This is a genomic window from Staphylococcus sp. LKG4-2 (assembly GCF_050955665.1).
Taxonomy (GTDB): Bacteria; Bacillota; Bacilli; order Staphylococcales; family Staphylococcaceae; genus Staphylococcus; species Staphylococcus saprophyticus.
In genome coordinates this window covers 1,216,254-1,240,976 of sequence record NZ_CP194532.1, presented here as the reverse complement: position 1 = coordinate 1,240,976, position 24,723 = coordinate 1,216,254, and the positions used below count along the sequence as shown (strand labels likewise).

The 24,723-nt window shown below is 32.6% G+C and carries 21 protein-coding genes, 8 tRNA genes, 1 pseudogene and 1 riboswitch; of the genes and pseudogenes, 7 read left to right on the top strand and 23 right to left on the bottom strand.

Annotated elements, in window-relative coordinates; all coding sequences use genetic code 11:
- Positions 1–88: 88 nt before the first annotated feature.
- A complete protein-coding gene (metK, locus tag ACM6UH_RS06205; RefSeq protein ID WP_011302830.1) occupies positions 89–1,285 on the bottom strand; it encodes a methionine adenosyltransferase in 1,197 nt (398 codons plus the stop codon).
- A gap of 110 nt (positions 1,286–1,395) precedes the next feature.
- A riboswitch (SAM riboswitch) is annotated at positions 1,396–1,507 on the bottom strand.
- 166 nt (positions 1,508–1,673) lie between these two features.
- On the opposite strand from metK, the gene pckA reads away from it, so the two are divergent.
- Positions 1,674–3,263 (top strand): phosphoenolpyruvate carboxykinase (ATP), encoded by a 1,590-nt coding sequence (gene pckA / locus ACM6UH_RS06200; protein ID WP_011302829.1) that lies wholly within the window; start codon positions 1,674–1,676, stop codon positions 3,261–3,263.
- A gap of 95 nt (positions 3,264–3,358) precedes the next feature.
- On the opposite strand, the gene ACM6UH_RS06195 is transcribed toward pckA, so the two are convergent.
- Positions 3,359–4,150: an alpha/beta hydrolase family protein gene (locus ACM6UH_RS06195; protein WP_172439364.1), complete on the bottom strand. Its 792-nt coding sequence runs from the start codon at positions 4,148–4,150 to the stop codon at positions 3,359–3,361.
- Complete coding sequence (gene ytkD / locus ACM6UH_RS06190; protein WP_011302827.1) at positions 4,134–4,610, bottom strand: RNA deprotection pyrophosphohydrolase; 477 nt, start codon at positions 4,608–4,610, stop codon at positions 4,134–4,136. Before ytkD ends, ACM6UH_RS06195 begins: the two co-directional genes overlap by 17 nt.
- Before the next feature lie 59 nt (positions 4,611–4,669).
- Between ytkD and yidD the strand changes: the two genes are divergently transcribed.
- Complete coding sequence (yidD, locus tag ACM6UH_RS06185; protein WP_011302826.1) at positions 4,670–4,921, top strand: membrane protein insertion efficiency factor YidD; 252 nt, start codon at positions 4,670–4,672, stop codon at positions 4,919–4,921.
- Here yidD and menC read toward each other — a convergent pair.
- The 15 genes and pseudogenes from menC to hemE all read right to left on the bottom strand — a co-directional run bounded on the left by menC (position 4,911) and on the right by hemE (position 13,465).
- Complete coding sequence (gene menC, locus ACM6UH_RS06180) at positions 4,911–5,915, bottom strand: o-succinylbenzoate synthase (protein WP_011302825.1); 1,005 nt, start codon at positions 5,913–5,915, stop codon at positions 4,911–4,913. The genes yidD and menC overlap by 11 nt on opposite strands.
- A gap of 19 nt (positions 5,916–5,934) precedes the next feature.
- Positions 5,935–7,317, bottom strand: coding sequence for an o-succinylbenzoate--CoA ligase (menE, locus tag ACM6UH_RS06175; protein ID WP_041784790.1), 1,383 nt, complete (start codon positions 7,315–7,317; stop codon positions 5,935–5,937).
- Positions 7,318–7,507: 190 nt separating this feature from the next.
- A pseudogene (locus ACM6UH_RS06170) lies at positions 7,508–7,947 on the bottom strand (carboxymuconolactone decarboxylase family protein).
- A 256-nt stretch (positions 7,948–8,203) separates the two neighbouring features.
- Positions 8,204–8,292 (bottom strand) — tRNA-Ser (locus ACM6UH_RS06165).
- Positions 8,293–8,331: 39 nt separating this feature from the next.
- Positions 8,332–8,403: transfer RNA gene (locus tag ACM6UH_RS06160), tRNA-Glu, on the bottom strand.
- Position 8,404: 1 nt separating this feature from the next.
- Positions 8,405–8,479: transfer RNA gene (locus ACM6UH_RS06155), tRNA-Asn, on the bottom strand.
- A 10-nt stretch (positions 8,480–8,489) separates the two neighbouring features.
- A tRNA-Gly gene (locus tag ACM6UH_RS06150) sits at positions 8,490–8,563 on the bottom strand.
- A gap of 13 nt (positions 8,564–8,576) precedes the next feature.
- Positions 8,577–8,652, bottom strand: a tRNA-His gene (locus ACM6UH_RS06145).
- A gap of 22 nt (positions 8,653–8,674) precedes the next feature.
- Positions 8,675–8,747, bottom strand: a tRNA-Phe gene (locus tag ACM6UH_RS06140).
- Between the two features lie 10 nt (positions 8,748–8,757).
- A tRNA-Asp gene (locus ACM6UH_RS06135) sits at positions 8,758–8,833 on the bottom strand.
- Positions 8,834–8,844: 11 nt separating this feature from the next.
- Positions 8,845–8,918, bottom strand: a tRNA-Met gene (locus tag ACM6UH_RS06130).
- A gap of 361 nt (positions 8,919–9,279) precedes the next feature.
- A complete protein-coding gene (locus tag ACM6UH_RS06125; RefSeq protein ID WP_011302822.1) occupies positions 9,280–9,837 on the bottom strand; it encodes an RBBP9/YdeN family alpha/beta hydrolase in 558 nt (185 codons plus the stop codon).
- A 172-nt stretch (positions 9,838–10,009) separates the two neighbouring features.
- Complete coding sequence (gene hemY, locus ACM6UH_RS06120) at positions 10,010–11,404, bottom strand: protoporphyrinogen oxidase (RefSeq protein ID WP_011302821.1); 1,395 nt, start codon at positions 11,402–11,404, stop codon at positions 10,010–10,012.
- A 17-nt stretch (positions 11,405–11,421) separates the two neighbouring features.
- Complete coding sequence (gene hemH, locus ACM6UH_RS06115; protein WP_002482901.1) at positions 11,422–12,345, bottom strand: ferrochelatase; 924 nt, start codon at positions 12,343–12,345, stop codon at positions 11,422–11,424.
- A gap of 85 nt (positions 12,346–12,430) precedes the next feature.
- On the bottom strand, positions 12,431–13,465 hold the full coding sequence (hemE, locus tag ACM6UH_RS06110) for a uroporphyrinogen decarboxylase (protein ID WP_011302820.1): 1,035 nt from the start codon (positions 13,463–13,465) through the stop codon (positions 12,431–12,433).
- A 261-nt stretch (positions 13,466–13,726) separates the two neighbouring features.
- Here hemE and ACM6UH_RS06105 point away from each other — a divergent pair, with 261 nt between their 5' ends.
- Positions 13,727–14,230: an antibiotic biosynthesis monooxygenase gene (locus ACM6UH_RS06105; RefSeq protein ID WP_002482899.1), complete on the top strand. Its 504-nt coding sequence runs from the start codon at positions 13,727–13,729 to the stop codon at positions 14,228–14,230.
- 62 nt (positions 14,231–14,292) lie between these two features.
- Here ACM6UH_RS06105 and ecsB read toward each other — a convergent pair whose 3' ends face one another.
- Positions 14,293–15,516 carry an ABC transporter permease EcsB gene (gene ecsB, locus ACM6UH_RS06100; RefSeq protein WP_011302819.1) on the bottom strand — a complete coding sequence of 408 codons (1,224 nt, stop codon included), beginning with the start codon at positions 15,514–15,516 and terminating at the stop codon, positions 14,293–14,295.
- Complete coding sequence (gene ecsA, locus ACM6UH_RS06095) at positions 15,513–16,250, bottom strand: ABC transporter ATP-binding protein EcsA (protein ID WP_002482897.1); 738 nt, start codon at positions 16,248–16,250, stop codon at positions 15,513–15,515. The genes ecsB and ecsA overlap by 4 nt, the downstream gene beginning before the upstream one ends.
- A 128-nt stretch (positions 16,251–16,378) precedes the next feature.
- Here ecsA and ACM6UH_RS06090 point away from each other — a divergent pair, with 128 nt between their 5' ends.
- The 4 genes from ACM6UH_RS06090 (at position 16,379) to prsA (ending at position 19,238) form a co-directional block, all read left to right on the top strand.
- The gene (locus ACM6UH_RS06090) at positions 16,379–16,804 is read left to right on the top strand and encodes an HIT family protein (RefSeq protein ID WP_002482896.1); all 426 of its coding nucleotides are present in this window, start codon (positions 16,379–16,381) and stop codon (positions 16,802–16,804) included.
- A gap of 78 nt (positions 16,805–16,882) precedes the next feature.
- The gene (locus tag ACM6UH_RS06085; RefSeq protein ID WP_002482895.1) at positions 16,883–17,257 is read left to right on the top strand and encodes a YtxH domain-containing protein; all 375 of its coding nucleotides are present in this window, start codon (positions 16,883–16,885) and stop codon (positions 17,255–17,257) included.
- Positions 17,258–17,461: 204 nt separating this feature from the next.
- Complete coding sequence (locus ACM6UH_RS06080) at positions 17,462–18,025, top strand: DUF3267 domain-containing protein (protein WP_002482894.1); 564 nt, start codon at positions 17,462–17,464, stop codon at positions 18,023–18,025.
- Between the two features lie 220 nt (positions 18,026–18,245).
- The gene (gene prsA / locus ACM6UH_RS06075) at positions 18,246–19,238 is read left to right on the top strand and encodes a peptidylprolyl isomerase PrsA (protein ID WP_011302817.1); all 993 of its coding nucleotides are present in this window, start codon (positions 18,246–18,248) and stop codon (positions 19,236–19,238) included.
- 143 nt (positions 19,239–19,381) lie between these two features.
- Here prsA and yhaM read toward each other — a convergent pair whose 3' ends face one another.
- From yhaM to ACM6UH_RS06060, 3 genes are read right to left on the bottom strand one after another with little or no spacing between them, the layout of a single operon-like run.
- A complete protein-coding gene (gene yhaM / locus ACM6UH_RS06070; RefSeq protein ID WP_002482892.1) occupies positions 19,382–20,323 on the bottom strand; it encodes a 3'-5' exoribonuclease YhaM in 942 nt (313 codons plus the stop codon).
- On the bottom strand, positions 20,323–23,256 hold the full coding sequence (locus tag ACM6UH_RS06065; protein WP_048787537.1) for an ATP-binding protein: 2,934 nt from the start codon (positions 23,254–23,256) through the stop codon (positions 20,323–20,325). The genes yhaM and ACM6UH_RS06065 overlap by 1 nt, the downstream gene beginning before the upstream one ends.
- A gap of 1 nt (position 23,257) precedes the next feature.
- On the bottom strand, positions 23,258–24,442 hold the full coding sequence (locus ACM6UH_RS06060) for a metallophosphoesterase family protein (RefSeq protein WP_041080114.1): 1,185 nt from the start codon (positions 24,440–24,442) through the stop codon (positions 23,258–23,260).
- Positions 24,443–24,723 lie beyond the last annotated feature (281 nt).

Here is a 24,723-nt window from a genome sequence, read left to right as displayed (position 1 = left end):
CTCCTTTATGTGTTCAGTAACTTAATTATAATAGATATGCGCATCGTATTCGATAGTAAAGTTTAAAATTTAAACATTTTGTCTCAGTTTAAGCTTTGACACTATCTTTTAATAAGTTAACTTTATCTAATTTTTCCCATGGTAATAGCACATCAGTACGTCCAAAATGACCATATGCAGCTGTTTGTTTATAAATTGGATGTTTTAAATCAAGCATTTTAATAATTCCGGCAGGTCTTAAATCAAAATGTTTTCTTACAGCTTCTACTAATTCATATTCACTGACTTTACCAGTACCAAATGTATCTATTGAAATTGAAACCGGTTCAGCAACACCAATCGCATACGCTAATTGTACTTCACATTTTTCAGCCAATTGAGCTGCAACAATATTTTTAGCTACATAACGTGCAGCATATGCAGCTGAGCGGTCAACTTTAGTTGGATCCTTACCACTGAAGCATCCACCACCATGACGTGCATATCCACCATATGTGTCCACGATGATTTTACGACCTGTTAGTCCTGCATCTCCTTGAGGACCGCCGATTACAAATCTACCAGTTGGGTTAATATAAAATTTCGTCTGTTCATCTAATAATGACTCTGGCACTGTTGGATAAATAACGTGTGTTTTAATATCATCTTTAATTTGATCCAATTCAATATCTTCAGCATGTTGTGTAGATAAAACAATAGTATCTATTCGAACTGGTTTATCTTGTTCATCATATTCAACTGTCACTTGAACTTTTCCATCAGGACGCAAGTATTTTAAAATTTCATCTTTACGTACGTCAGATAAACGTTTAGCTAACTGATGTGATAAGAAAATGGGTAACGGCATATACGTATCTGTTTCATTAGTTGCATAACCAAACATCAAGCCTTGATCTCCTGCACCCGTAGCTTCAATTTCCGCTTCAGAAGCTTCGTCGCGATATTCTAAAGCTGTATCTACACCTTGTGCGATGTCAGGAGATTGTTCGTCAATTGCTGTTAATACAGCCATCGTTTGGCTGTCGTAACCGAATTTCGCACGTGTGTAACCTATTTCTTTAATTGTTTCTCTAACTACTTTTGGTATATCAACATAAGTTGTTGTTGAAATTTCTCCTGAAATTAAAGCCATACCTGTGGTTACAGTCGTTTCACAAGCCACACGTGCATTTGGGTCATCTTTTAAAATTTCATCTAAAATCGCATCCGATACTTGATCAGCAATCTTGTCCGGATGCCCTTCTGTTACAGATTCTGAAGTAAACAATCTTTTATTATATGTCATAATTTGCTCCTTTAGTTTTAAATTACGAAAATTCTCTCTCTGTTGAGCTCATTAAAAAAGGCCTTCTACACTATAGTAAATAGAGAGAAGGCCCTTTATACGTCCATTCGCTCTTATCGTTCAGACGCTATTTGTCTGCAAACGGTTTGGCACCTTTCTTCAATTAAGAAGAGGTTGCTGGGCTTCATTGGGTCCATGTCCCTCCGCCACTCAGGATAAGAGAATCCGTTAATTTATATAGTACCTAATCTAACATATAATGTCAATTTTACATTTATTAATATTTATTTAAAATTCCTTTGAAATTGGTGTGGACTATTAATCTATATATGTTATACTCTGTAATTGTAAAGGCTTACATCAACTAAATAGCGTGGAGGGATCAAGTATGGCGGTAGATACATACACTTATACAAGCAAAATTGAAAGCATTTTAGACAAGCAATCTTCATTATTTCAATTATCTACAACTCAGTTGTATAATAAAATTTTAGAAAATAATGAAGGCGAACTAACGGAATTAGGCGCCATCAATGCAAAAACTGGTAAATATACTGGTCGTTCACCAAAAGATAAGTTTATTGTCACTGAGCCATCTTATAGAGATGACATCGATTGGGGCAACATAAACCAACCTATCGAAGAAGAAAAATTTCTAAATTTATATGATAAAGTATTAAACTATCTTGATAAGAAAGATGAGCTTTATGTTTTTAACGGTTATGCAGGTAGCGATGAAGATTCACAGTTAAAACTCACTGTTGTTAATGAATTGGCTTGGCATAATTTGTTCGCTCAAAACATGTTCATCCGTCCAAGTACAAATGAAGAAGCTCAAGAAATCAAACCAAACTTCACTATTATTTCTGCACCTCACTTCAAAGCAGACCCATCCATAGATGGTACAAATTCAGAAACCTTCATTATCACATCATTTAAACATAAAGTAATCCTAATAGGTGGAACTGAATATGCTGGTGAAATGAAAAAAGGAATCTTCTCCGTAATAAACTACTTACTACCTAAAGACGACATTATGAGTATGCATTGTTCAGCAAATGTTGGCGAAAAAGGCGACGTAGCTCTATTCTTTGGTTTATCAGGTACTGGAAAGACAACACTTTCTGCTGACCCTACACGTAAACTCATCGGTGATGATGAGCATGGATGGAATAATAACGGTATCTTCAACATCGAAGGTGGCTGTTACGCAAAAGCAATTAATCTATCACAGAAAAAAGAACCACAAATTTATGATGCTATTAAATACGGAACAATTCTAGAAAACGTTGTTGTTGATGAAGAAGGCGATGTTGATTTTGACGACAATCAATACACGGAAAATACTAGAGCTGCATACCCTATTCACCACATTGATAATATTGTGACACCATCTAAAGCAGCGCATCCTAATACAATTATTTTCTTAACTGCAGATGCATTTGGTGTATTACCACCTATTTCAAAATTAACCAAAGACCAAGCGATGTATCATTTTTTAAGTGGTTTCACTGCTAAATTAGCTGGAACAGAACGAGGCGTTACTGAGCCTGAACCATCATTCTCTACTTGTTTTGGTTCCCCATTCTTACCATTAAACGCTAAAGTTTATGCTGATTTATTAGGTAACTTAATAGATAAACATGGCGTTGATGTTTACTTAGTTAACACGGGTTGGACTGGCGGAAAGTATGGCGTTGGACGTCGTATTAGCCTAAATTATACAAGACAAATGGTTAATCAAGCCATTACAGGTAAATTGAGAGATGCAGAATATGTGAAAGATGATATGTTCGGATTAGATATTCCTGTTGAAGTAGAAGATGTCCCTCAAACATTGCTCAATCCTATCAATGCTTGGAGTAAGCCAGAAGCATACAGAACACAAGCTCAAGATTTAATTAATCGTTTTAAATCTAATTTTGAAAAATTTGGAGAAGATGTTGACGAATTAGCCGTCAATGGCGGATTTGAATAATTTAAAATATTAGAAAAGTAGCCATGTAGTCGTCTATTACAATAGAAAACTACATGGCTACTTTTTATTTGTAAATACTTTATATCTATAACATCTTATCTATCATATTGGTCTTTAAGCTTGTTCTGTTCAACATCATCCATCCACTGTTTAATTTCCAGTAGCGTATCTTTGAGCGCAAATGGTCTTGGTACGTGTCCCTCCGACATTTGGTAATAAGTACGAAATGTCGCACCAATCTTTTCAAGTTGTTCCACTAAATAGTAAGCATTATGAATACTTACTTGTTTATCCTTACCCCCATGAACTATAAATATGGGCGGGCTTGTGTTTTTAATTTGAGCGATAGCATCACGTCGTTTATAAGCTTCTATATTCTTTTTAGGATGTCCAATCATACGTTTAAGCATTCCCCTTAAATCAATGCGTTCTTCATACATCAGATTTATGTCTGAGACACCGCCCCAAATAATATAACTCGTCACCGGTAAATCTTGAAATGTTAATAAACCTTGAAGTCCACCTCTAGAAAAACCAATCATGTGAATGGGAATACCAGGATACTTTTGATGTAACAAACGTATCGCAACTGTAACGTCATGCAGATCCGAACCATAAAACTCATCTTTGCCTTCGCTACCATTATTACCTCTATAATAAGGTCCAAAGACCAATGTATGTTCATCCGCAAATTGCATCAATCTTCCCGTTCTCACCTTACCTACTTGCCCTTTACCACCTCGTAAATATAGAACAATTCTCTGCACTTTTGCATGAGGTGTCATCAGCAGCCCCTTAACATTTAAATGATCTACTCTATAGATTACTTCATCAAATATATGGCTATTTGATTCAACCGGCATTCTCTTTTTATGAATAAAATCCAAGTTCAATCACTCTCTCTAAACATTGTAATATTGCTGGATCTTTCAATAAGTAACTTTTTTTATCTTCTGGAATCTCAGATAATGATTTATACAATAGTGGTCCATCCGTTTCAAAATAATCTGGTTGCTCAGTGATAGCTTCTATCTCCACCATAAAGACATCTTTAGTAAAGGACATTCCAATTTGACGATCAACCTTATATTGCGCTATGTATTCACAGTATTTAATCGTTGCGCCAGTTTCTTCAAAGACTTCTCGTGCTGCAGCAGTTTCACTCGCCTCACCTTTTTCTCTTTTACCACCCGGAAATTCAATACCACGTATTTTATGTTTTGTGAATAACAAGCTACCCTTATATTTAGGGATTATAAGTACATGATTACCGTTGGCATAATCTACTTTCTTTTTAAATGTTAGGTACACATCGTCATTTTCTTTGTCTTTAAACTTCACATACATCACTCTTCCCCTTATTATGTTAAACTAGCTATGCTAAGATTTTTGTTGGAGGCAAAATTATGAAAACTATATTTCTAGGACTTATCCATATATATCAACGCTTTATATCACCATTAACCCCTGCAACTTGTCGTTTTTATCCAACCTGTTCTGAATATACTAGAGAAGCCATAGTAGTGTATGGTCCCTTCAAAGGCACATGGTTAGGTATTAAAAGAATTTCAAAATGTCACCCGCTTCATAAAGGTGGCTTTGATCCCGTACCGCTAAAGAAAACAAAGCATAAAAAAGATAAAAACATTAACAAATAAAATTCAATATCTTATGATTTACCACTGGAGGCTCAAAATAAATTGAGCCTCCTTTTAATATACCTGCCTGATTAATCATATCTACCTTGTAGTAATAACCTTCTGGTGTAATATCACTAGGATAATCAGCATATTGTGCTAACATCGCTGTAAAATACCTACTTAGGCCATATTCATACATACCACCTATCACGATTTTCACATCTAGAGTATTGAGCATTTTTATCAAATCCATCACTTTATCTATGCCACCCAATCTAAATGGTTTTAACACAACGACCTCAATGCCAAAATCATTAATAGCTTGTGAAATAAGTGATTTAGATGTCGCTTTCTCGTCAATCGCAACGGGTGGTAGTTCATTTTTTTCAAAATGTGTTAAATGTTGTAGTGACTTAAAAGGTTCCTCAATATATAATATTTGCGCTTCACTTAGTGTTTTTAATTTATCATAATCTACTTTGCTTAATGATTCATTCGCATCGATGGCTATATCAGGTCGAAAAGCTAATTGTGACACCTTTTCCACATCATCTAAGATATCAGCATTCCATTTAAGCTTTACGCGTTGCGGTTGCGTTTGAACAAGTTGTTGAAAATTTCTTGAAGTCATGCCATTAACTGTCGCGCCATAAGGCACATTCAATGATTCTAAAACATGAAACATTTGATAACAAGCCATCACCAACATGCTACGTGTTGCAGGATAATTAGATAATTGCGTTAATGCATCTTGAATTTCTAAAAAAGAATGAAACGTTTTACCCTGAACCTGTTGAAACCATAGTTTTGAAAAATGTTTTACATCCTCTATTGTTTCATTTGCATACCAATTCGTTTCAAACGCATTGCTTTCACCAAAATATGATTTACCTTTATCTGTTATTAATTCAACGAAAAGCGCTTTGCGCGTATTCATTTTAACTTTAGGGGTAATGACAGGTGTTTTAAATTTTGCATTATAATCATACAAATGCATGTTAACTATTTTCATATGTACTCCTTAGTTAAGATTATAAACGCGTTCTTTGAAGTTTACCAGTTGACGTGTAAGGTAAACGAGATACTCGTTGAAATTGTTTAGGTACTTTATATTTTGCAAGTTTTTCTTTAAAAAACACAGTTAATTGTTCTTCTGCGATATCTTTATTTGCAACATAATATAGATAAGGTACTGAACCCCAAGTATCGTCCTCAACACCGATACACATAGCATCTTCGATATTAGGGAATTGTTTGGCTACAGATTCTATTTCAAATGGGTATATGTTTTCACCACCGCTAATAATTAAATCTTTTCTACGATCGTATATCATGACGTAGCCTTCCTCATCTATTTCCGCTATATCACCAGTTTTAAAATAACCGTCTTCGAATGTATCCATTTTTACTTTAGGAAAAAGATAACCATCCATTACATTTTTACCTTTAATCAATAGTTCTCCATGTCCATCTATATTAGGTGATTTAATTTTAACTTCAACATCATTACTCGGTTTGCCAACAGTATCAAATCGATGTTCAAGCATTTCAGGTGTCGCCGTTAAAAATTGCGAGCATGTCTCTGTCATGCCAAACGAATTATATATTGGTAAATCATAGCTTAAAGCTTGTTCAATTAAGTTACGAGAAAGCTTAGCCCCACCTAACAGTATTTTCTCAATATAGAATGGACGGTGTAATCCAGCATCCATTAACCATTTTAATGTTTGTGGCACCAGCGATACATGCGTTGGCGCTTCATTTTTTATGATATTTAACATTTGCTCCGTATTAAATTTTGATTCTAACCGTAATGTGAAGCCTTCAATTAATGAACGTAATACGACACTTAATCCTGAAATATGATATATCGGTAACACAGATAACCATTTTGTTTTCTCATTAAAACCCAAGCTTTCTCGACATCCAAGAGCACTCGCCAAATGATTATTGAATGTTTGCGGCACTGCTTTTTGTGGCCCTGTAGTACCGGATGTAAACATAATAGATGCTATACGCGTTAATGAAAATATCTCTTCAAAATACTTATCATTATTAACTGAAATAAGCTCATTAAAAGGCACAACTTGAATATGTTCTAATTCAAGATCATGCATGGAAATTACTGTATCAACATTTATTGAATCCATCTGTGCTATCATCTCATTTCGAGTTAACCGAGTATTTATCATAGCTGCTTCAATCCCTGCCAGCCAAGCAGCATTAATAAGCAAAACAGATTCAATAGTATTATCAATATAAAAGCCTATTCTCTTTTTATTTAACTGATGTAAAGTACAAGCAAGTTTTGAAGCTCTGTCGTACATTGTCGCAAACGTGACTTGCGTTTCACCATCATCAATAAATATATGTTCACCCTTTTGTTGCGCCTGTTGTTTTAACCAAAAATCCACTTCATCATTCCTCCATCTCATACTCATTATAACGTGTTTAGTCTTATTTAACAGTGTCTGCACATCAACAACAAATAATCTATTAAACTCAAATGTTATAATTAAAGGTAAACACGTTAACATTACCACGATGACCACAAAATAAAAAAGCATCCATAAATTGCCTGGATGCCTTTAATCCTAAGACTTACTATATAAGGTGTTGATCACCCATAGAAATGGATAGTCTATTCCACATATTAATTTGATTAATAATTAATACTAAATCTGTATATTCTTCTTCAGAGAATGATGTACGTACCTCATCATACAGTTTATCTGGCACACCATTTTTAGAGATATGTGTAATTGCTTCTGCTAATTTAAATGCTAACTTTGCTTTTTCAGAAAAAACATTCGTATCATCCCAAGCATTTAATAAATATATTTCTTCTTCTGAAACCTTCATTTTTCTAGCATCTGCAGTATGCATGCCAATACAAAATGCACAACCATTGATTTGTGAGACGCGTATTTTAATCAATTCACGTAGTTTTCTATCTATCGATGTTTTTTCAATTGTTTCTCTAAATCCATAATTAACCCAAGTTCTTCTTTTGCGATTTCATAATAGTCTATTCGATTATCCATGAATGAACCTCCATATCTTTTTAAACGAAGTGATTTATCTTTAAATTAATTAAAAATAAAAAATAATACTTGCAATCGTTGATATTTTACCACTATTAAAGCGTTGACAAACTTATTTTGGATATCTGCTATAAATATACAAGATTTGTAAATCAGACCCTAATTTTATTTTCGTTCAACTCATTATTTAAACTAATAAAAAACCTCGTTATTCAACACTTTAATAAGTTTAGAATAACGAGGCATCTATTATTAGCGGAGAGTGAGGGATTCGAACCCTCGAGACGCTTGTGGCGCCTACACACTTTCCAGGCGTGCTCCTTCGGCCAACTCGGACAACTCTCCATATAAAAAAACAGAAGCGATAATTCACTTCTGTTTATATGACCCCGACGGGACTCGAACCCGTGTTACCGCCGTGAAAGGGCGGTGTCTTAACCGCTTGACCACGGGGCCATGGCTCCACAGGTAGGACTCGAACCTACGACCGATCGGTTAACAGCCGATAGCTCTACCACTGAGCTACTGTGGAATAATTAAAATGGAGCGGGTGATGGGAATCGAACCCACAACATCAGCTTGGAAGGCTGAGGTTTTGCCATTAAACTACACCCGCACTTTAACGATTATGGGGCGGATGATGGGAATCGAACCCACGAGTGTCGGAACCACAATCCGATGCGTTAACCACTTCGCCACAACCGCCAAAGTATAAACTTTAAAAGAATGGTTCAGGACAGAGTCGAACTGCCGACACATGGAGCTTCAATCCATTGCTCTACCAACTGAGCTACTGAACCATAATAAAAATGGCGGTCCCGATGGGATTCGAACCCACGATCTCCTGCGTGACAGGCAGGCGTGTTAACCGCTACACTACGGGACCTATTTAAAAAGTTGCGGGAGGCGGATTTGAACCACCGACCTTCGGGTTATGAGCCCGACGAGCTACCGAACTGCTCCATCCCGCGATAATAATATTTATGACTCCTACCCAATTAGTATATCATAAACATTTACTTAATGTCAACGTTTTTTAAAATTAATTAACATTAACTTAATTCGAAATTAAAATTCAAATGCGATAATTGATGTTTGCACATCTCGTATCAATTAGGACTTACTCAGTATATAAATTTTTCACATGATAGTCAATGGATTCTAGAAATTATTTTGTGTAAAAATGGAATATAACTATAATATTTTATATTTTGTTTCTTATTTATACAAAAACCTATCACCCTTTATGATTGATACATCAAACAAAGCTTTTTACTAATTAATTTATCCTCCCATTTCTCCACTATAAATCTATAACAATAATAATTTCGATTACTCACTCATAATGCCTTGCATTTTACTTTGTAGCTGTGTAAATGTCGTGAAACCATCATCTTCCATAAAATGACCGCCAAATTCAGTTACTTTACATGTCCCTCCAAGCGTATCCATTAATCTTTTTGTTTCTTTGTAAGACACATAGGAATCATTTTTGGCACATAGACCATAAAATGCCTCTACTTTTTGTTTAACGTTTTCGTAATCTATATGAAAGTCTTCAATTTGATTGGTTTCAACAAATGGTATGACATCCTCCATGAATCCAGAAATACTAAATAATCCTTGTATAGTATTAATTTGTGATTTCTCTATAAACTTTAAAGCTGCGAGTGTTCCAAAACCATGCGTTACAAAAAACGTTTCATACTTAGTAACACAAATTTGATTTTTCATGTTACTCATCCAAGTATCAATATGATCATTTTCATCAACCGGCAAGTTAAATAAAGTTACATTATAACCTTCTAGCATGAGGTTACTGGCTAACCATTCATACCAATGATTTGATGCATCACCTTGTTTTGAATGTACTATAATTATATCCGTCATATAAATCCCCCATTAAAAATAACTTTCTAATATATATATATATCATTTTATCATTTATATAGCATGTCATCGTTTTTAATGCTACATAAATAATATCAATTAAAAAACGAGGCAGAAACCAAAATTGTATTTGATTTCAAATCCTCGCTCCGTATCTTTACTCGCATATACTCTATAATTCATTTAATAATTCTGATACTGCATTTTTACCTTGTAAAATACAGTCTGGCAGGCCAACCGCTTCAAATGAAGCACCGGCTATTCTTAACCTAGGATAATTATGTTTAATATGCGCTTGAATCGCAGATATGTTATCCATATGATCCACACGATATTGCGGCATACTATTAGGTAAACGATTCACAATACTGAAATCTGGTGCGCCTTTAAAAGTCATCATTTGTGTTAAATCTCGTTTAACAATATCTACAAGTTCTTCATCTGAATGATCTTTCACAACCGTATCACCTGGTTTACCAACATAAGCACGTATCAGCACCTTACCTTCTGGTGTAGTAAAAGGCCATTTTTTACTTGTCCATGTACATGCTGTGATATCGGTTTGGCTCGTTCTTGCAATCACGAAACCCGTACCGTCATAGGTATTTTCAATATGCTGTTCATCAAATGCTAGTACAACAGTTGCAACGGTTGTAGATGGCATTGTTTTGAAATAATCAAGGGCTGGATCATTACCAAACCATTTCATAAAGGTTTGATGTGGTGTGGTAACAAGGACACTGTCGTAGATATTTTTTTCATCATCTACAACAAGCTCATAATTCGTTTGTGAGATGACGATATCATCTATAGGTGTATTAAATCTGATTTTTACACCTTGGTTTACGACATAATCAGTTAATTTTTCAATAAAAGAAGTCAGCCCATGCCTAAATTGTTTAAATTGGCCTTTTGGTGCTCCTGGATATAATTGTCGTTGTTTTTGACGTTGCATTTTTTCGTATCGCATACCTTTAATTAAACTACCAAACTGTTCTTCTCTTTCTTTAAACTCCGGAAAAGTAGACATTAAACTTAATTCATCAATGTTTGTACCATAAATACCACCCATTAAAGGTTCAATTAAATTTTCTAAGACTTCATCTCCTAGACGTTCACGAAAGAATGACCCAACAGAAATATCGCGTTCTATTTGAATAGGCTTTTTAAATAAATCTAAACCAGCACGTAATTTACCTTTAGGCGAAATCAATTTTGTTTTAATAAAAGGTTTAAGGTTAGTTGGCACACCTAAGATAGATCCCCCTGGAATAGGAAACAGTTTATTTTTAGCATAAATATAAGATTGTCCTGTTTGATTAGTGATAAGTTCATCTGCTAATCCAATATCTTTAGCAATGTCTGTCATAATCTGTTTGCGTCCTAGATAAGATTCTGGACCTAATTCAATCGTATAACCATCTTTTCGATAGGTTTGAATCTTACCGCCAGTTCGATTAGTCGCTTCATATATCGTCACATCTATATCTGGTCGTTGTTTTTTTATAAAATATGCACTAGATAAACCTGTGATACCAGCTCCGATAATAGCAATACTTTTAGTCAAAATAAGTCACGCTTCCTTTAATAAACATTTTTTATCTCTTCAACAATTGCGCCAATAAATAGCGGATCAGTATCTGGCATTTTTGGACGATGATAATGTACACCTAATTCATCACAAATCACTTTACATTCATAATCGTTATCATAGAGTACTTCTAAATGTTCACAAACAAAACCCACTGGGGTATAGATAAAGTGTTCATATTTATGTTCATTGTATAACGCTCGAGTTAAATCTTGAACATCAGGTCCTAACCAAGGTGTACCCGTATTCCCTTCAGATTGCCATCCTTCAGCTACATGTATAATATTTGAATGTTGTTCTAATAACTGAGCAGTTTCATGTAACTCATTAGGATAAGGATCGTTATTTTTCTCAATTAAGCCTTTTGGCAAACTATGAGCTGAAACAACAAGAACTGTTTTGTCATGTTCATCTTGTGGAATATCTGCTAATGTTTCATTGATTTTCTCTGTCCAATATTGAATGAATTTAGGTTGTTGATAGTAATGTTCAACATGTTTAAACGTGATGCCGTATTTATCTGCTTCTTTTTGTGCACGTGTATTGTAAGAGCCAACTGAAAAGCTAGAATAATGTGGTGCTAATACAACTGTAACAGCTTCATCTATACCGTCTTCATGCATTGATTGTACAGCGTCTTCAATAAATGGGTGAATGTGTTTTAAACCGATATATAGTTTAAATTCAACGTCGTCATAGGCTTGATTGAGCGCATCACGAAGTGACTCTGCTTGTCTATTTGTCGTTCCTGCTAACGGAGATAAACCACCAATAAATTGATATCTATCTTTTAAATCTTGTAGTTCCGCTTCAGTAGGTTTTTTCCCATGTCTAATATCTGTATAATAAGCTTCTATATCGCTTTCTTTATATGGTGTTCCATAAGCCATAACCAATAAGCCTATTGTTTTTGTCATTTTAAGATCATCCTTTTGTATCATAATTTTTAGATGCATATGCCATAATTATTTGTAATTCGTGATAGTCAAAATTTATGTCGTACTATCTCTGTGTGTAGTCATGTACAAATGTAGTCACACGTTTTAATGTTTCGGGCTTCACCTCTGGAAATACGCCATGACCTAAATTGAAAATATGTTTGCCATGCGCTATCCCTTGGTCTAATATTGCTTTCAGCCTTTCTTCTATTACATCCCATGGTGCCAATAATAGAGATGGATCTAAATTCCCTTGCAATGTCTTATCAATGTTCATTGAACTAGCTTCTTTAATTGATAGCCTCCAATCCAATCCCAATACATCTATAGGTAATGTGTTCCATTCATCTGCTAAATGGCTAGCACCAACTCCAAATAGAATAACAGGTACATTATACTTCTCCTTAATACCGCTTATCAATTTATTCATCGCAGGTTTAATATAATAGCGATAATCTTGAACGTTCAATGCACCCACCCAAGAATCGAATACTTGGATAATTTGTGCACCTGCCTCTATTTGTGCAGAAGTATAAGTTATAGACATTTCAACTAAGTGATCCATTAATGCAAACCATGTCGCTTCATCACTATACATCATTGCTTTTGTAAAGTTATAGTTCTTAGAAGGACCACCTTCAATCATATAACTTGCAAGTGTAAATGGCGCACCAGTAAATCCAATCAATGGCACATTCAACTTTTCTTCAGTTAATAATTTAATCGTATCTAACACATAAGGTACATCTCTCTTTGGATCAATGTGTCCTAATTTTTCAACATCCTGTATCGTTTTAATTGGATTATGAATCACTGGACCTATACCAGATTTAATTTCTACATCCACACCTATTGGCTGTAGAGGTGTCATGATATCTTTATAAAGTACCGCTGCATCTGTATTATAGTTATCTACAGGCAGATGTGTTACATACGCACACAGTTCTGCTTGGTGTGTAATTTCAAATAATGAATACTTTTCTTTTAATCTTCTATATTCTGGCTGAGACCTGCCAGCTTGACGCATAAACCAAACTGGTGTGTGCGAAACCGACTCGCCTTTTATCATATTTAGGATCGTATTGTTTTTATTATGCACCTTTTAATCCTCCTAGATTATAATCATTCTTGTCTATAATACCATATTGCTTAATTACGCGTGTTTTATTGTTCTAAAATGTCATAAAAAAGACAAACAGTCTCATTTTAACAGCTTAATTATTTGACTATTGTTTTATAATAAAAATCAATTATAATGTTATCAAAGCCTATTTTATATTTATTTGAAAAAGTAGATATTTTTATAGTAAAGTGAAATAGTTAATTATACTTTCATATACCAAGCAAGGGGGACAATCTTATGAAAATTTATGCATCTTATGGAACGTTTGGTTACTTAAACCAGATTAGGCTAAATAATCCTGACCATAACTTATTACAATTTTCAGCGTCTGATTCTTCAGTCATTCTTGAAGAAACTGACCAAACTTCTGTATTAAAACAACCTTTAGTCTATGATGTACTTAAAGCTGAGGGAGATTTAAATGAAAATTATTTTTATTCGGTCATATTTGTACCTACATCAGAAGATCATGCTTATCAACTAGAAAAAAGATTAGAAAATATTACTGCTGACTTTAAACAATTTGCGGGTTATCGAAGCTATCGTTTCTTAAAACCTGATCAAGGTTTAACTTATAAGATTTACTTTGGCTTTGAAAGTAGAACGGCTTATGAAGACTTTAAAGCATCATCTATTTTCAAAGATAATTTTGATAAATTAGCATTAAGTCAATTCTTTGGTTCTAGTGGCCAACATTCTAGTTATTTCGAAAGATATTTATTCCCTATCGATGATAATTGATTTAATGTAATGAACTTAAAAACACTGTTTATGTCAAAGCAAATGACATAAACAGTGTTTTTTTAATCTCGCAATAACGTTTCTTGATATTTTAATTTTTTAATTACATTTCTAATTGTTAACCAACCCACTATTAAGAATAATAAGCCAAAATAACTGTATAATGGGAAAGATATCGCATATACGATAATAAATAAAATGCCTATCATAAACATTAATCTATATAAAAATTGTTCATAACCTTTAATCACTTTTGATTCTGGTGTTGGCCAAACTTGTGGCCATAAACCATATGCCTGTTGTGTATAAAATTGTGCCATTTGAAGCAAGATAATATACATAAACAAACTTCCTATGATCAAAGTGATTACGGGTTGATGCAACCAAAACATAAGAATGAGCGCAATAATAACTAACCTTAATATTATATTAAAAACATCTTTCCCTCTTGCGAAGCTCCTAACGAATAAATATAAATACATATAATTCTCATTGAATTTCTTAAACTTAGGAGTTCGTAAAATAGGATCCAAATAACTTCGTCGAACCGCTGTTTCTTTAAGGTGTTTGACATCTGTAAACATATTTACAAATTTATAGTAATTCATATGATGTTGTTGCTCTGACTTAATCATTCTTTCCCAAGGAAACAATTGATGCTTATTTTGATATTGAAGTAGTAGTGTTAAGCCTATAATAATTAATATCGAAGTGATACTTGCAAATGATTTGGCATCTAATGTCACATAATAGCCTGATGCAAATACAATAAAAAGTAATGTATGCAATGACCAACTTTCCAATTTATACGTGTACCATTGCCATTTTAATAATAAGCCTACAAATGGCATGATTAACATTAATAATGCAAATAATATATAAAAGCCAAATGTCTGGTCATTAATCACATAAAACAATGGAAATAATACAATCATAATAACAACTTGTAAGCCAATACGTGAAACATAGCTATAAATCAAACTTTGCTTAATATAGTGATTCATATTGCTTTCGAATGGCAATAAAAATAATTTATCTGCATCTTTAAGCAACGTACGTAATGGAAACATTGACGTTATTGAAACGAATATACTAACAATAAGTGAATAATTAATATGTTTCGGTATTGATTTAAGCCAATCACCGTAGCCTAATATAAATGCACCTAACATAATAACTAAAAACAAAGAAAAATGACCATTAAAAATAAATTTATTATAATATTGTTTTTCTTTACTTATTTCACGTTTTCTAGTTTTAAATAATTGTTCTGCATCTCGTGTCATGAATTTTGGCCACCTTGCGTGACATGGATATAGATTTCATCTAATGTCTTACCTTTTAGCCCTGTTTGAGCACGCAACTCTTCCAAGTTTCCAAAAGCAACTATTTCTCCTTCATCCATGATTAAAAATCTATCACAATAACGCTCTGCAGTTGCTAGTATATGTGTACTCATCAGCACTGTACGACCTTCTTGCTTTTTTTCCACCATCAAATCTAACATAGATTGAATACCTAACGGATCTAAACCAAGAAATGGTTCATCGATAATATATAGTTCAGGATTAACTATAAATGCGCATATAATCATCACTTTTTGTTTCATACCTTTAGAAAAGTGACTTGGAAAAATATTTAATTCATCTTCTAAACGAAACGTTTTTAATAATGGACGCGCACGTTCCATAGCAACTTCTCTGCTAATATTATATGCCATTGCTGTCATATAAATATGTTCTTGTAAAGTTAGTTCTTCATAAATAACTGGTGATTCTGGTATATACGATAACTTTCTTCTATATGTTTCAACATCTTGCTTTATATTTATATCAGAAATAGACAAGTTACCTTCCATAGGTGTTAACAATCCAAGCATATGCTTAATCGTTGTACTCTTACCTGCCCCATTTAATCCTATAAGTCCCACAATTTCACCTTGTGTTAATTCAAAATTTATATTTTTAATTACAGGTCGTTTTCCATAACCACCTGTTAAATGTTCTACTTTTACTGTCATATAGCACCTCCACAAAATATATTGTATCAAAAATCTTTAATTAGTCATAAATTTACTGCAAAAACTGACGTAAATAATACAGTAATGCTATAATAGGCAATAACAATCTTACAAGGAGTGAAGATTTTATGTCAGAAACAATCTTTAGTAAAATTATAGATGGTGAAATACCAAGTCATAAAGTATATGAAGATGAATATGTCTATGCATTTTTAGATATATCACAAGTTACCAAGGGTCATACACTTTTAATCCCTAAAAAAGCATCTGCTAATATTTTTGAAACTGACAGTGAAACAATGAAACATATTGGTGTCGCACTGCCAAAAGTTGCTAACGCTATTAAAACAGCTTTTAACCCAGATGGACTCAATATTATACAGAATAATGGTGAATTTGCCGATCAATCTGTCTTTCATCTTCATTTCCATTTACTACCAAGATATGAAAATGATGTCGATGGTTTTGGCTATAAATGGGAAACACACGAAGAAAGTATCGACGATGAACAAAAGGCTGAAATTGCACAAGAAATAGCCGCTCAATTCGATTAATCATGCTTACCTTATTACATATGGGGTATATAAAAAATATTAACGGATGAGATACTACTAGAAATGAGGAGAATTTTTATGAAAACAGCTCAAATATTATTAGGCCTAGGCGCTGGCGTTGCAACTGGCCTCGGTGTAGCTTTAATGAATCGTGATAAAAAAGATTCTAGCCTAAATACTGCACGTGCTAAAAAACCAACTGGTGCTGAATCAGAAGTAGATAGAGAAATAAACACAATTAAGCAAAGTGTGAATGACATAGCCAACTATATTTCACAAATCAAAACTGAAAGTACTGAATTCGGTAGTTCTATCGGTGACGAAGTAAAAACGATGATTGGTGATTTCAAATCTGATATCAATCCAAATATTGAGAATTTGCAATCACATATTGAAAACCTTCAAAACCGTGGTGAAGAAATTTCAAAAGCATTTGATAAAGATGAAAAATAACCACTAATTAAAGTATCAATTATTGAACTGTTATCTAACATTTAAACTAATGCTAGATAACAGTTTTTTAATTGAAAATACTTTTATGCATGCTATAAACTTAACTACTCAAATGATGGAATATATCTTGACGTTTCACATATTAAGATAGATAATACATAAGCATATATCATATGACTTTAGTTTAAGAGGAGTGAATAAACAATGTATCTCTGTACAAGACAAATCGATATCAATGCTCGATTTGGATTACCAAGGATTGCATTTCTAAGTTTAGTTACAACCATTATTACATTTCTCCTTGCTTATGAAATACTCTATTTTTTTTCTAACACAAAACTAACTGATCAATATTTTTTAATCTTTTTACTACTCGTGGTTATTTTGTACCCTATCCACAAAGCCATTCACCTCATATTTTTTATTCCATATTATAAATCGTTTAAAAAATATAAATTGTTACGGCATAAAAAAATACCATTTTATAATACGTATGTGAACACACCAGTAAATAAGTATTATTTTTGTTTTGATTTAATAACACCAGTTATAATCATCACTGTAATTTGTGCTTATTTCAGTACATTGTTTCCACAATACGGTCATTATCTGATGTTTTTAATTGCTTTAAATATGGGTTATTCAGTTATGGATTTTCTATATTTAAAAATCATTTTATTTTCAAATGAAGGTGATTATATAGAAGAACATCAAACAGGTATTAATATATTAAATAAAGTTAATACGCATTATGAGAAAAAAGTATAGTCTTGTTTCATAACGATTTACTTGTATGCATAGATAAATATTACAGAGGTGAACATAAGTAATCTAACAATAGGTTACGATGTCACCTCTTTTTTGATTAAGTTATATCAAAAGTCACAAAACACTAATACTATAGTTGTAGAAATTATGTTTCTAATTGGTGAATAATCAATAATATGTTATATTTACGTTGTTATTCTTACAAAAGGAGTTTCCAACTATGAAAACATTTAAAAAAGTTTTACTTCCTGTTACAGCTAGTGCATTGTTATTAGGCGCATGTGGTAACAGTGCAACAGATTCAAAAGAAGATACAATTATTTCTTCAAAAGCTGGCGACGTTAAAGTCGAAGATGTTATGAACAAGATGGGTGATGAGCAAATTGCTAATACATCATTCTCAATCATGTTAAACAAATTGCTTGCTGATAAATATAAAGACGATGTAAATACAAAAGATATTGATAAAGAAGTTGAAAAAGAACAAAAACAATATGGTGGCAAAGATCAATTTGAAAGTATGTTAAAACAACAAAAAATGTCTATAGGCGATTATAAAGAACAGAAAAAATTACAAGCTTATCAAAAAGAACTACTTAATGATAAAGTGAGTATGTCTGACAAAGAAATTAAAGAAAATACCAAAAAAGGCTCTCACATTCTAATTAAAGTTAAAGAAAATAAAGATGATAAAGAAGGCTTATCTGATAAAGAAGCTAAAGCAAAAGCTGAAAAAATCCAAAAAGAAGTTGAAAAACACCCAGATAAATTTGGAGAAATTGCTAAAAAAGAATCAATGGATAAAGCCTCTGCTAAAAAAGATGGTAGCTTAGGTTATGTCGTCAAAGGTCAAATGGAAGACAAATTTGAAAAAGCATTATTCAAACTTAAAGAAGGTAAAGTATCTGACGTAGTTAAAACAGATTACGGTTACCATATTATCAAAGCAGATAAAGAAAATGACTTTGATAAAGAAAAAGGCAAATTAAAAGCACAATTAATTCAAACTAAAATTCAAAAAGATCCTAAGCTTTTAACTGACGCTTATAAAGAATTATTAGATGAATATAAAGTTGATTATAAAGATAGAGATATTAAAAAAGCGATTGAAGACTCAATATTAGATCCAGAAAAAATCAAACAACAGCAGCAACAACAACAGCAACAACAATCTATGCAACAAAGTGGTGCTGGCATGTCAACTGGACAATAATTTCATAAATGAATCAAGTGGTATAGAAACCTATTCAATTAGATTTCTATACCACTTTTTTCGAAAATGAAAAAGGTTCGAGAACATCCACAAATTTCTCGAACCTTTTAATATTATATATCCAACCTAAAAGACCTTCATTATTAATCTAGCGATTTAGGATTGTAAAATTGTCTACCATCTAATCCAAAAATACGTTCTGTAAATTGACCTTTATCAGTTTTCTTATAAGCTTTTTCAAACATATTCATTTTCGCATCTATATTATCAATGAAGAATAATATTTCTGCCTCTTTCATATGAGGTAATTTCGGCGAACCAAATTCCATTTTACCATGATGCGCTAAAATCATGTGGCGTAGCAATAACACTTCTTCACCTTCAAGATTCAGCTCTCTTGCCGCTTCTGCGACTTCATCACTAGCAATTGAAATATGCCCTAATAAATTACCTTCGACAGTATAGGAAGTAGCTACTGGACCACTTAATTCTCTAACTTTGCCTAAATCATGCAAAATAATTGCGCTATATAACAAACTGCGATTTAACAATGGATAAATATCACAAATTGATTTTGCAACACGTAGCATTGTTAACACATGATAGCTTAAACCACTCGCAAAATTATGATGATGTGTACTAGCTGCTGGAAAAGTAAAAAACGCTTCTTGATGCTTACGTATCAAATGTCTCGTAATACGTTGTAACGTTGCATTTTCAATGTCCAACATATAATGCGATATTTCCTCTTGAATTTCATCTGGAGTAAGCGGCGCCCCATCAACAAAATCTTGCGTTTTCATATTATCATCTGGTGTAGCTAATTTTATCTTGTTTATCTTCATTTGCTTACGACCACGATAATTAATTACATCACCAGTAACATGTACGATTTTCTCAGGTTCTAATATTTTCATATCTTCTTTACTCACAGTCCACAATTTGGCTTCTATATCGCCACTTTTATCTTGTAAGTATAGTGTCATATAGTCCTTACCTTGAGCAGTAACACCTTGTGTCGCTTTATGGATTAAGAAAAAATGATCTACTGAATCACCTGGATTTAATTTTTCTACATTTCTCATTATTTACCGCCTTCCTGAATTTTATCTAAAGTAATAATTTGTTTTGAATGCACACTATTATCTTTCACACATGTAAAGTATAGGATTTGATAACTGTTAGGCATTTGTCTCAAATAATTCATCATGATTTCTTTTCTTTGCTTATCAAAATGAACAAACGCATCGTCTATGATAATTGGGAACGGATAATATGGCTTTAATGTTTTAATTAAACTTAAACGCAATGCAATGTATAAGATTTCTTTTGTTGATTGGCTTAATTCTACGGGTTCATACATTTGACCATTAACTTGTTTAACCATTAAATTATCATTTGCATACGTAACTTGAACATAATGACCATTTGTTAAATGCGCAAAGATATCTGTTGCTTCATTTATCACTTGTGGTAAACGTTTATCTTTAATTTGTTTAATATGTCCTTCTACCAATGCTTGTAAATAACTTAAACTTGCCCAATCTTTCGCTTCAGCATTCACTTTATTTTTCAATATGTGGAATCTATGTCTTAAATCAGCTAAAGTCTTATCTGTTTCCATATCTGTGATTTTGGCATTTAAGTCACTTACTTCAGATTGCATTTCTAAATACTGATCATTATACTCATCAACTTGACGTGCTAATACTTCATCTTCGTTAGTAAGTTGTGCAGATGTTTTCGCACTTAAACTTGAACTTGTATCATAATTATAATTTTGATTTTCCAGATATTTTGATAAGTCATTAAATCTCGACATATTTTGATGATAATTTTGATATTGAACATGATGTTGATAATATGATTCTTCATCGTTAACATTAACAAAATTGAATAATTGGTCAATCACACGGCTATTTTCATTTAATCTACTATTCAGTTGTGAAACTTCACTTTCAATTAATTTGATTTGTTCATCATTACGTGTCCATTTTTCCAAATTACTTGTTTCTTCTTTAAGCCATTGTCTTATATCGTGGAATAGCGATAATTCATTAAAATACGTAAATTGGTTTTTAGTTACTTCTTGCGCATGTTCGTAAAAATCATTTAATTGTTGTTTTAAGGCTTGTACCTGCGTTTGCAAATCATCGATATGCTTTTCATGTGTTTTAATTTTATTCATTGTTCCAATACTATCTACGATTAATTCATCTGACATTTTATCAGATAAATATAAATCAGCTTTCACTTTATCAATGTTTTGTTGCGCATTTTGATATTGTTCCTTTGCCTGAGTTAAAGTATTGGTTAAGTATTCAGCCTTCTTATCTATTGCTTCTTTTGTTTTGATTGTTGTTTGTAGCTGTTCTCGTACTCTGTACTGATCATCCAAGTCGAAGTCAAGATCATAGTTATCTTCAAGTTGTGTTACTTGCTGTTGCAAATCTTCAATTTCTTTAGAGAAAGATTCACTATGTCCGACCTCTTTCGTTTTAACAAAGAATATACCGACAATAAATACGACTGATAGAATAGCAAATATAATCCCGAAAATGATATTCGCAGATACAAATGAGAAGACTGTCAGTCCAATGCCAATAATAGCCAATATAATTAAACTTATTCGCATTAAATTTTGTTTCTTCTCATTCTCTCTTTGCTCTTTATCAAATGTTTCTTTCATTTTTTGATAAAGATTGTTTTTCTCTTGAAGCTCAAACACTTGTCTATTATATTGTTTTTTCTTTTCAAAGTTCTCTTCTGGAACAATATCTGCTTCAAGCGCATTCATTTCTGCGTGATTTGTATCATTATCAATTTTATTTTCTTCAATATTACGTTCGAGTTGTTGGATATAAGCCATTTGTTCTTGTTTATATTTTATTTGATTACTGACATGACTCTTCATAGCTTCTGAACCATCGACTTCATGATGAACAGTTTGCCATCCAATGTTTGACTTCAAGCCTTCTTTTTCACGTTCTTTATCTTGTATTTCTTTATCTAACGCCTTAACTTCATATTCTTTTTGTTTTATTTCATTTTCTTGTTGATGTAAATGATTAAATGCATCAATGTCACTTTGCCTTGGTACTGTTATTTTTTCATTTTCGGCTTTAAGATGTGCTAATCGTTCTGTTCTTAAACTGATATCACGCTTTAAATTTTGAGTTTGTAACTTTGCCGATTCATAACGATCTATACCTTGTTCTGGAAAAACAACAGGCTCTATATTCAATTGGGTTTCCAATTGTTTCCACTCTTGAGTCTGTTCAAGTAAAGCGAGTTCTTTTTGTTTACGTTCATGCATTTTAGATAGCTGTGCTAAATTTTGTTTTAAATTATTAAGTCGTCTTTCTGCTTTATCTTTATCATCTACTAATCGCTTATAAGAAGTTAATTTTGCTTCTTCTTCACGAATTTGGCCTTCTAATTCTTTCAGTTGTTCTATTTGTTGATTGATAATTGGATTGCGACCATTTTTTTTATAAAGTTCTTCCTTTTTAGTATTTAATACCTCACGCATAGTCGTAAATTCAGTAGAGCCTAAAGCACCAGCTTGTAAAAGATAATTTTGTAATTGTGTTTCATCCATATTTTTATGAATATCTTGCAAACCTAAAACATCGAATGAAAAAATCCCTTGATACGTACGTTTCGAGATAAAATTCAGTTCTTTTTTTAACCAACTTTCATCTTTAATGCTACCATTAGGCAAATAAACTTTCACATCACCAGTCGCACTGCCTTTAATACGTTCTACTTCGACAAGCGAGCCGTCATCTTGAATTAATGTTAATTTACCACCGTATTGATTACCTAATCTTGGTTCTAAACGTGGTTCGTTCTCTTTTTTTGTAGGAAATCCAAAGAGAATTGAATGAATAAATGCTTGTATTGTAGATTTACCCGTTTCATTTTCACCATAAATCTGAGTAAATGATTCGTCAAATTCAATTTTTCTTTCAATAAATCTACCGTATCCATAAATCTCTAATGATTTGATTTTCATATTATTCACCCCTCATATCTGACTTCAATAATTCTTCAGCATGTTCAATTAATGCTCTTCTATCGAAATCACTATAATTTTCTAGATATTTAGACGCTTTGGGATTTAAATACAAATCATTCATAGCACCGTCATAAACAGTTGTATCATCTATTAATTCAGGCGAGAATTCTTTAACTAATGTATTTTGATCTTCATATTTGTTTTTAATTGAGAGTTGTTCTACAAATACAAAATCATGCTCATTTTCTTCAAAATCACTTATCATTTCATGTACTTGCAAAATATCTTGTTCAGATATCAATTGATCTGAATTTACAACAACATTCAATTGATAGATGGCTTTTCCATTTTTTCTCACTTGTGATTTAAAAGATTGAATGTCATCAAAAAGACCTTGCTTCGATGTTTTATCCGATTCTATAGTTGCTTTTTCAAATCTTATAAATTGAGTAGGAACAAATTGCGCGTTGAGTTTTAAATCGTCCCCTTCAACTAACAAGCATCCTTTTTCACCCAGCTCTTTAAAATGTCTGCCTTGAATGTTACCAGGATAATGAATTTGTGGCATATCACTCAGTTGTTGACGCTCATGAATGTGGCCTAAAGCCCAATAGTGATATAACTTATTATTTAAGTCTTCTAGTCTGAATTCAGTATATCGATCATTGGTATTTGATTTGCTATATGTACCATGCAAGATACCAATATGTATGCCTTTTTGACCTTGACTTGAAGGATATGCATCTAATTTATTTTCATAACTTGCATCATTTTGATAACTAAAACCATGCAAATAAATCTCTTCGCCATTTTTAGTGATTGTTTGATAAGTTTCAACATTTTCAGAGAAAACGGAAACATTATCTGGCCATACTGTGCCAATACTTGCTGATAATGGATCATGATTCCCGTGACATAAATAAACAAATATTTGTTCTCTCTTTAATCGTTCAAACTGTTCCTTTAAGAACACCTCTGCACGTAGCGTGCGGTTATGTTGATCAAATAAATCACCAGAAATAATCATAAAATCTATTTCTTCATTTAATGCTAAATCTACTATTTTTTTAAAACTTTCGTAAGCACTTTTTTGCATATCATCAAAAATAGACTGACTAAGATAACTTCTAGATTTAAAAGGACTATCTAAGTGTAAGTCAGCGCAATGAATAAATTTCACCATACAGTATAGTTCTCCTTTATTGAAAGGTTTATTTGTACTTATGCATATACCACAATTAATTAACATCTAAGTTATTTCTGTCACTTGTTAAATTGTATGCATAACAATCCCTTTTATCTCTATATTTTACCATATTGTTTATTCACCAGTCGATAAAACTAAGCGAGCAATCACTTTGTTTCTCTAATATCTACCTTATTAGTAAAAATCCCTTTCAATCAGTAGCCAAAATATAATCAATCTATATATTCACAAAAAAATAGACCAAGACAAATATATGT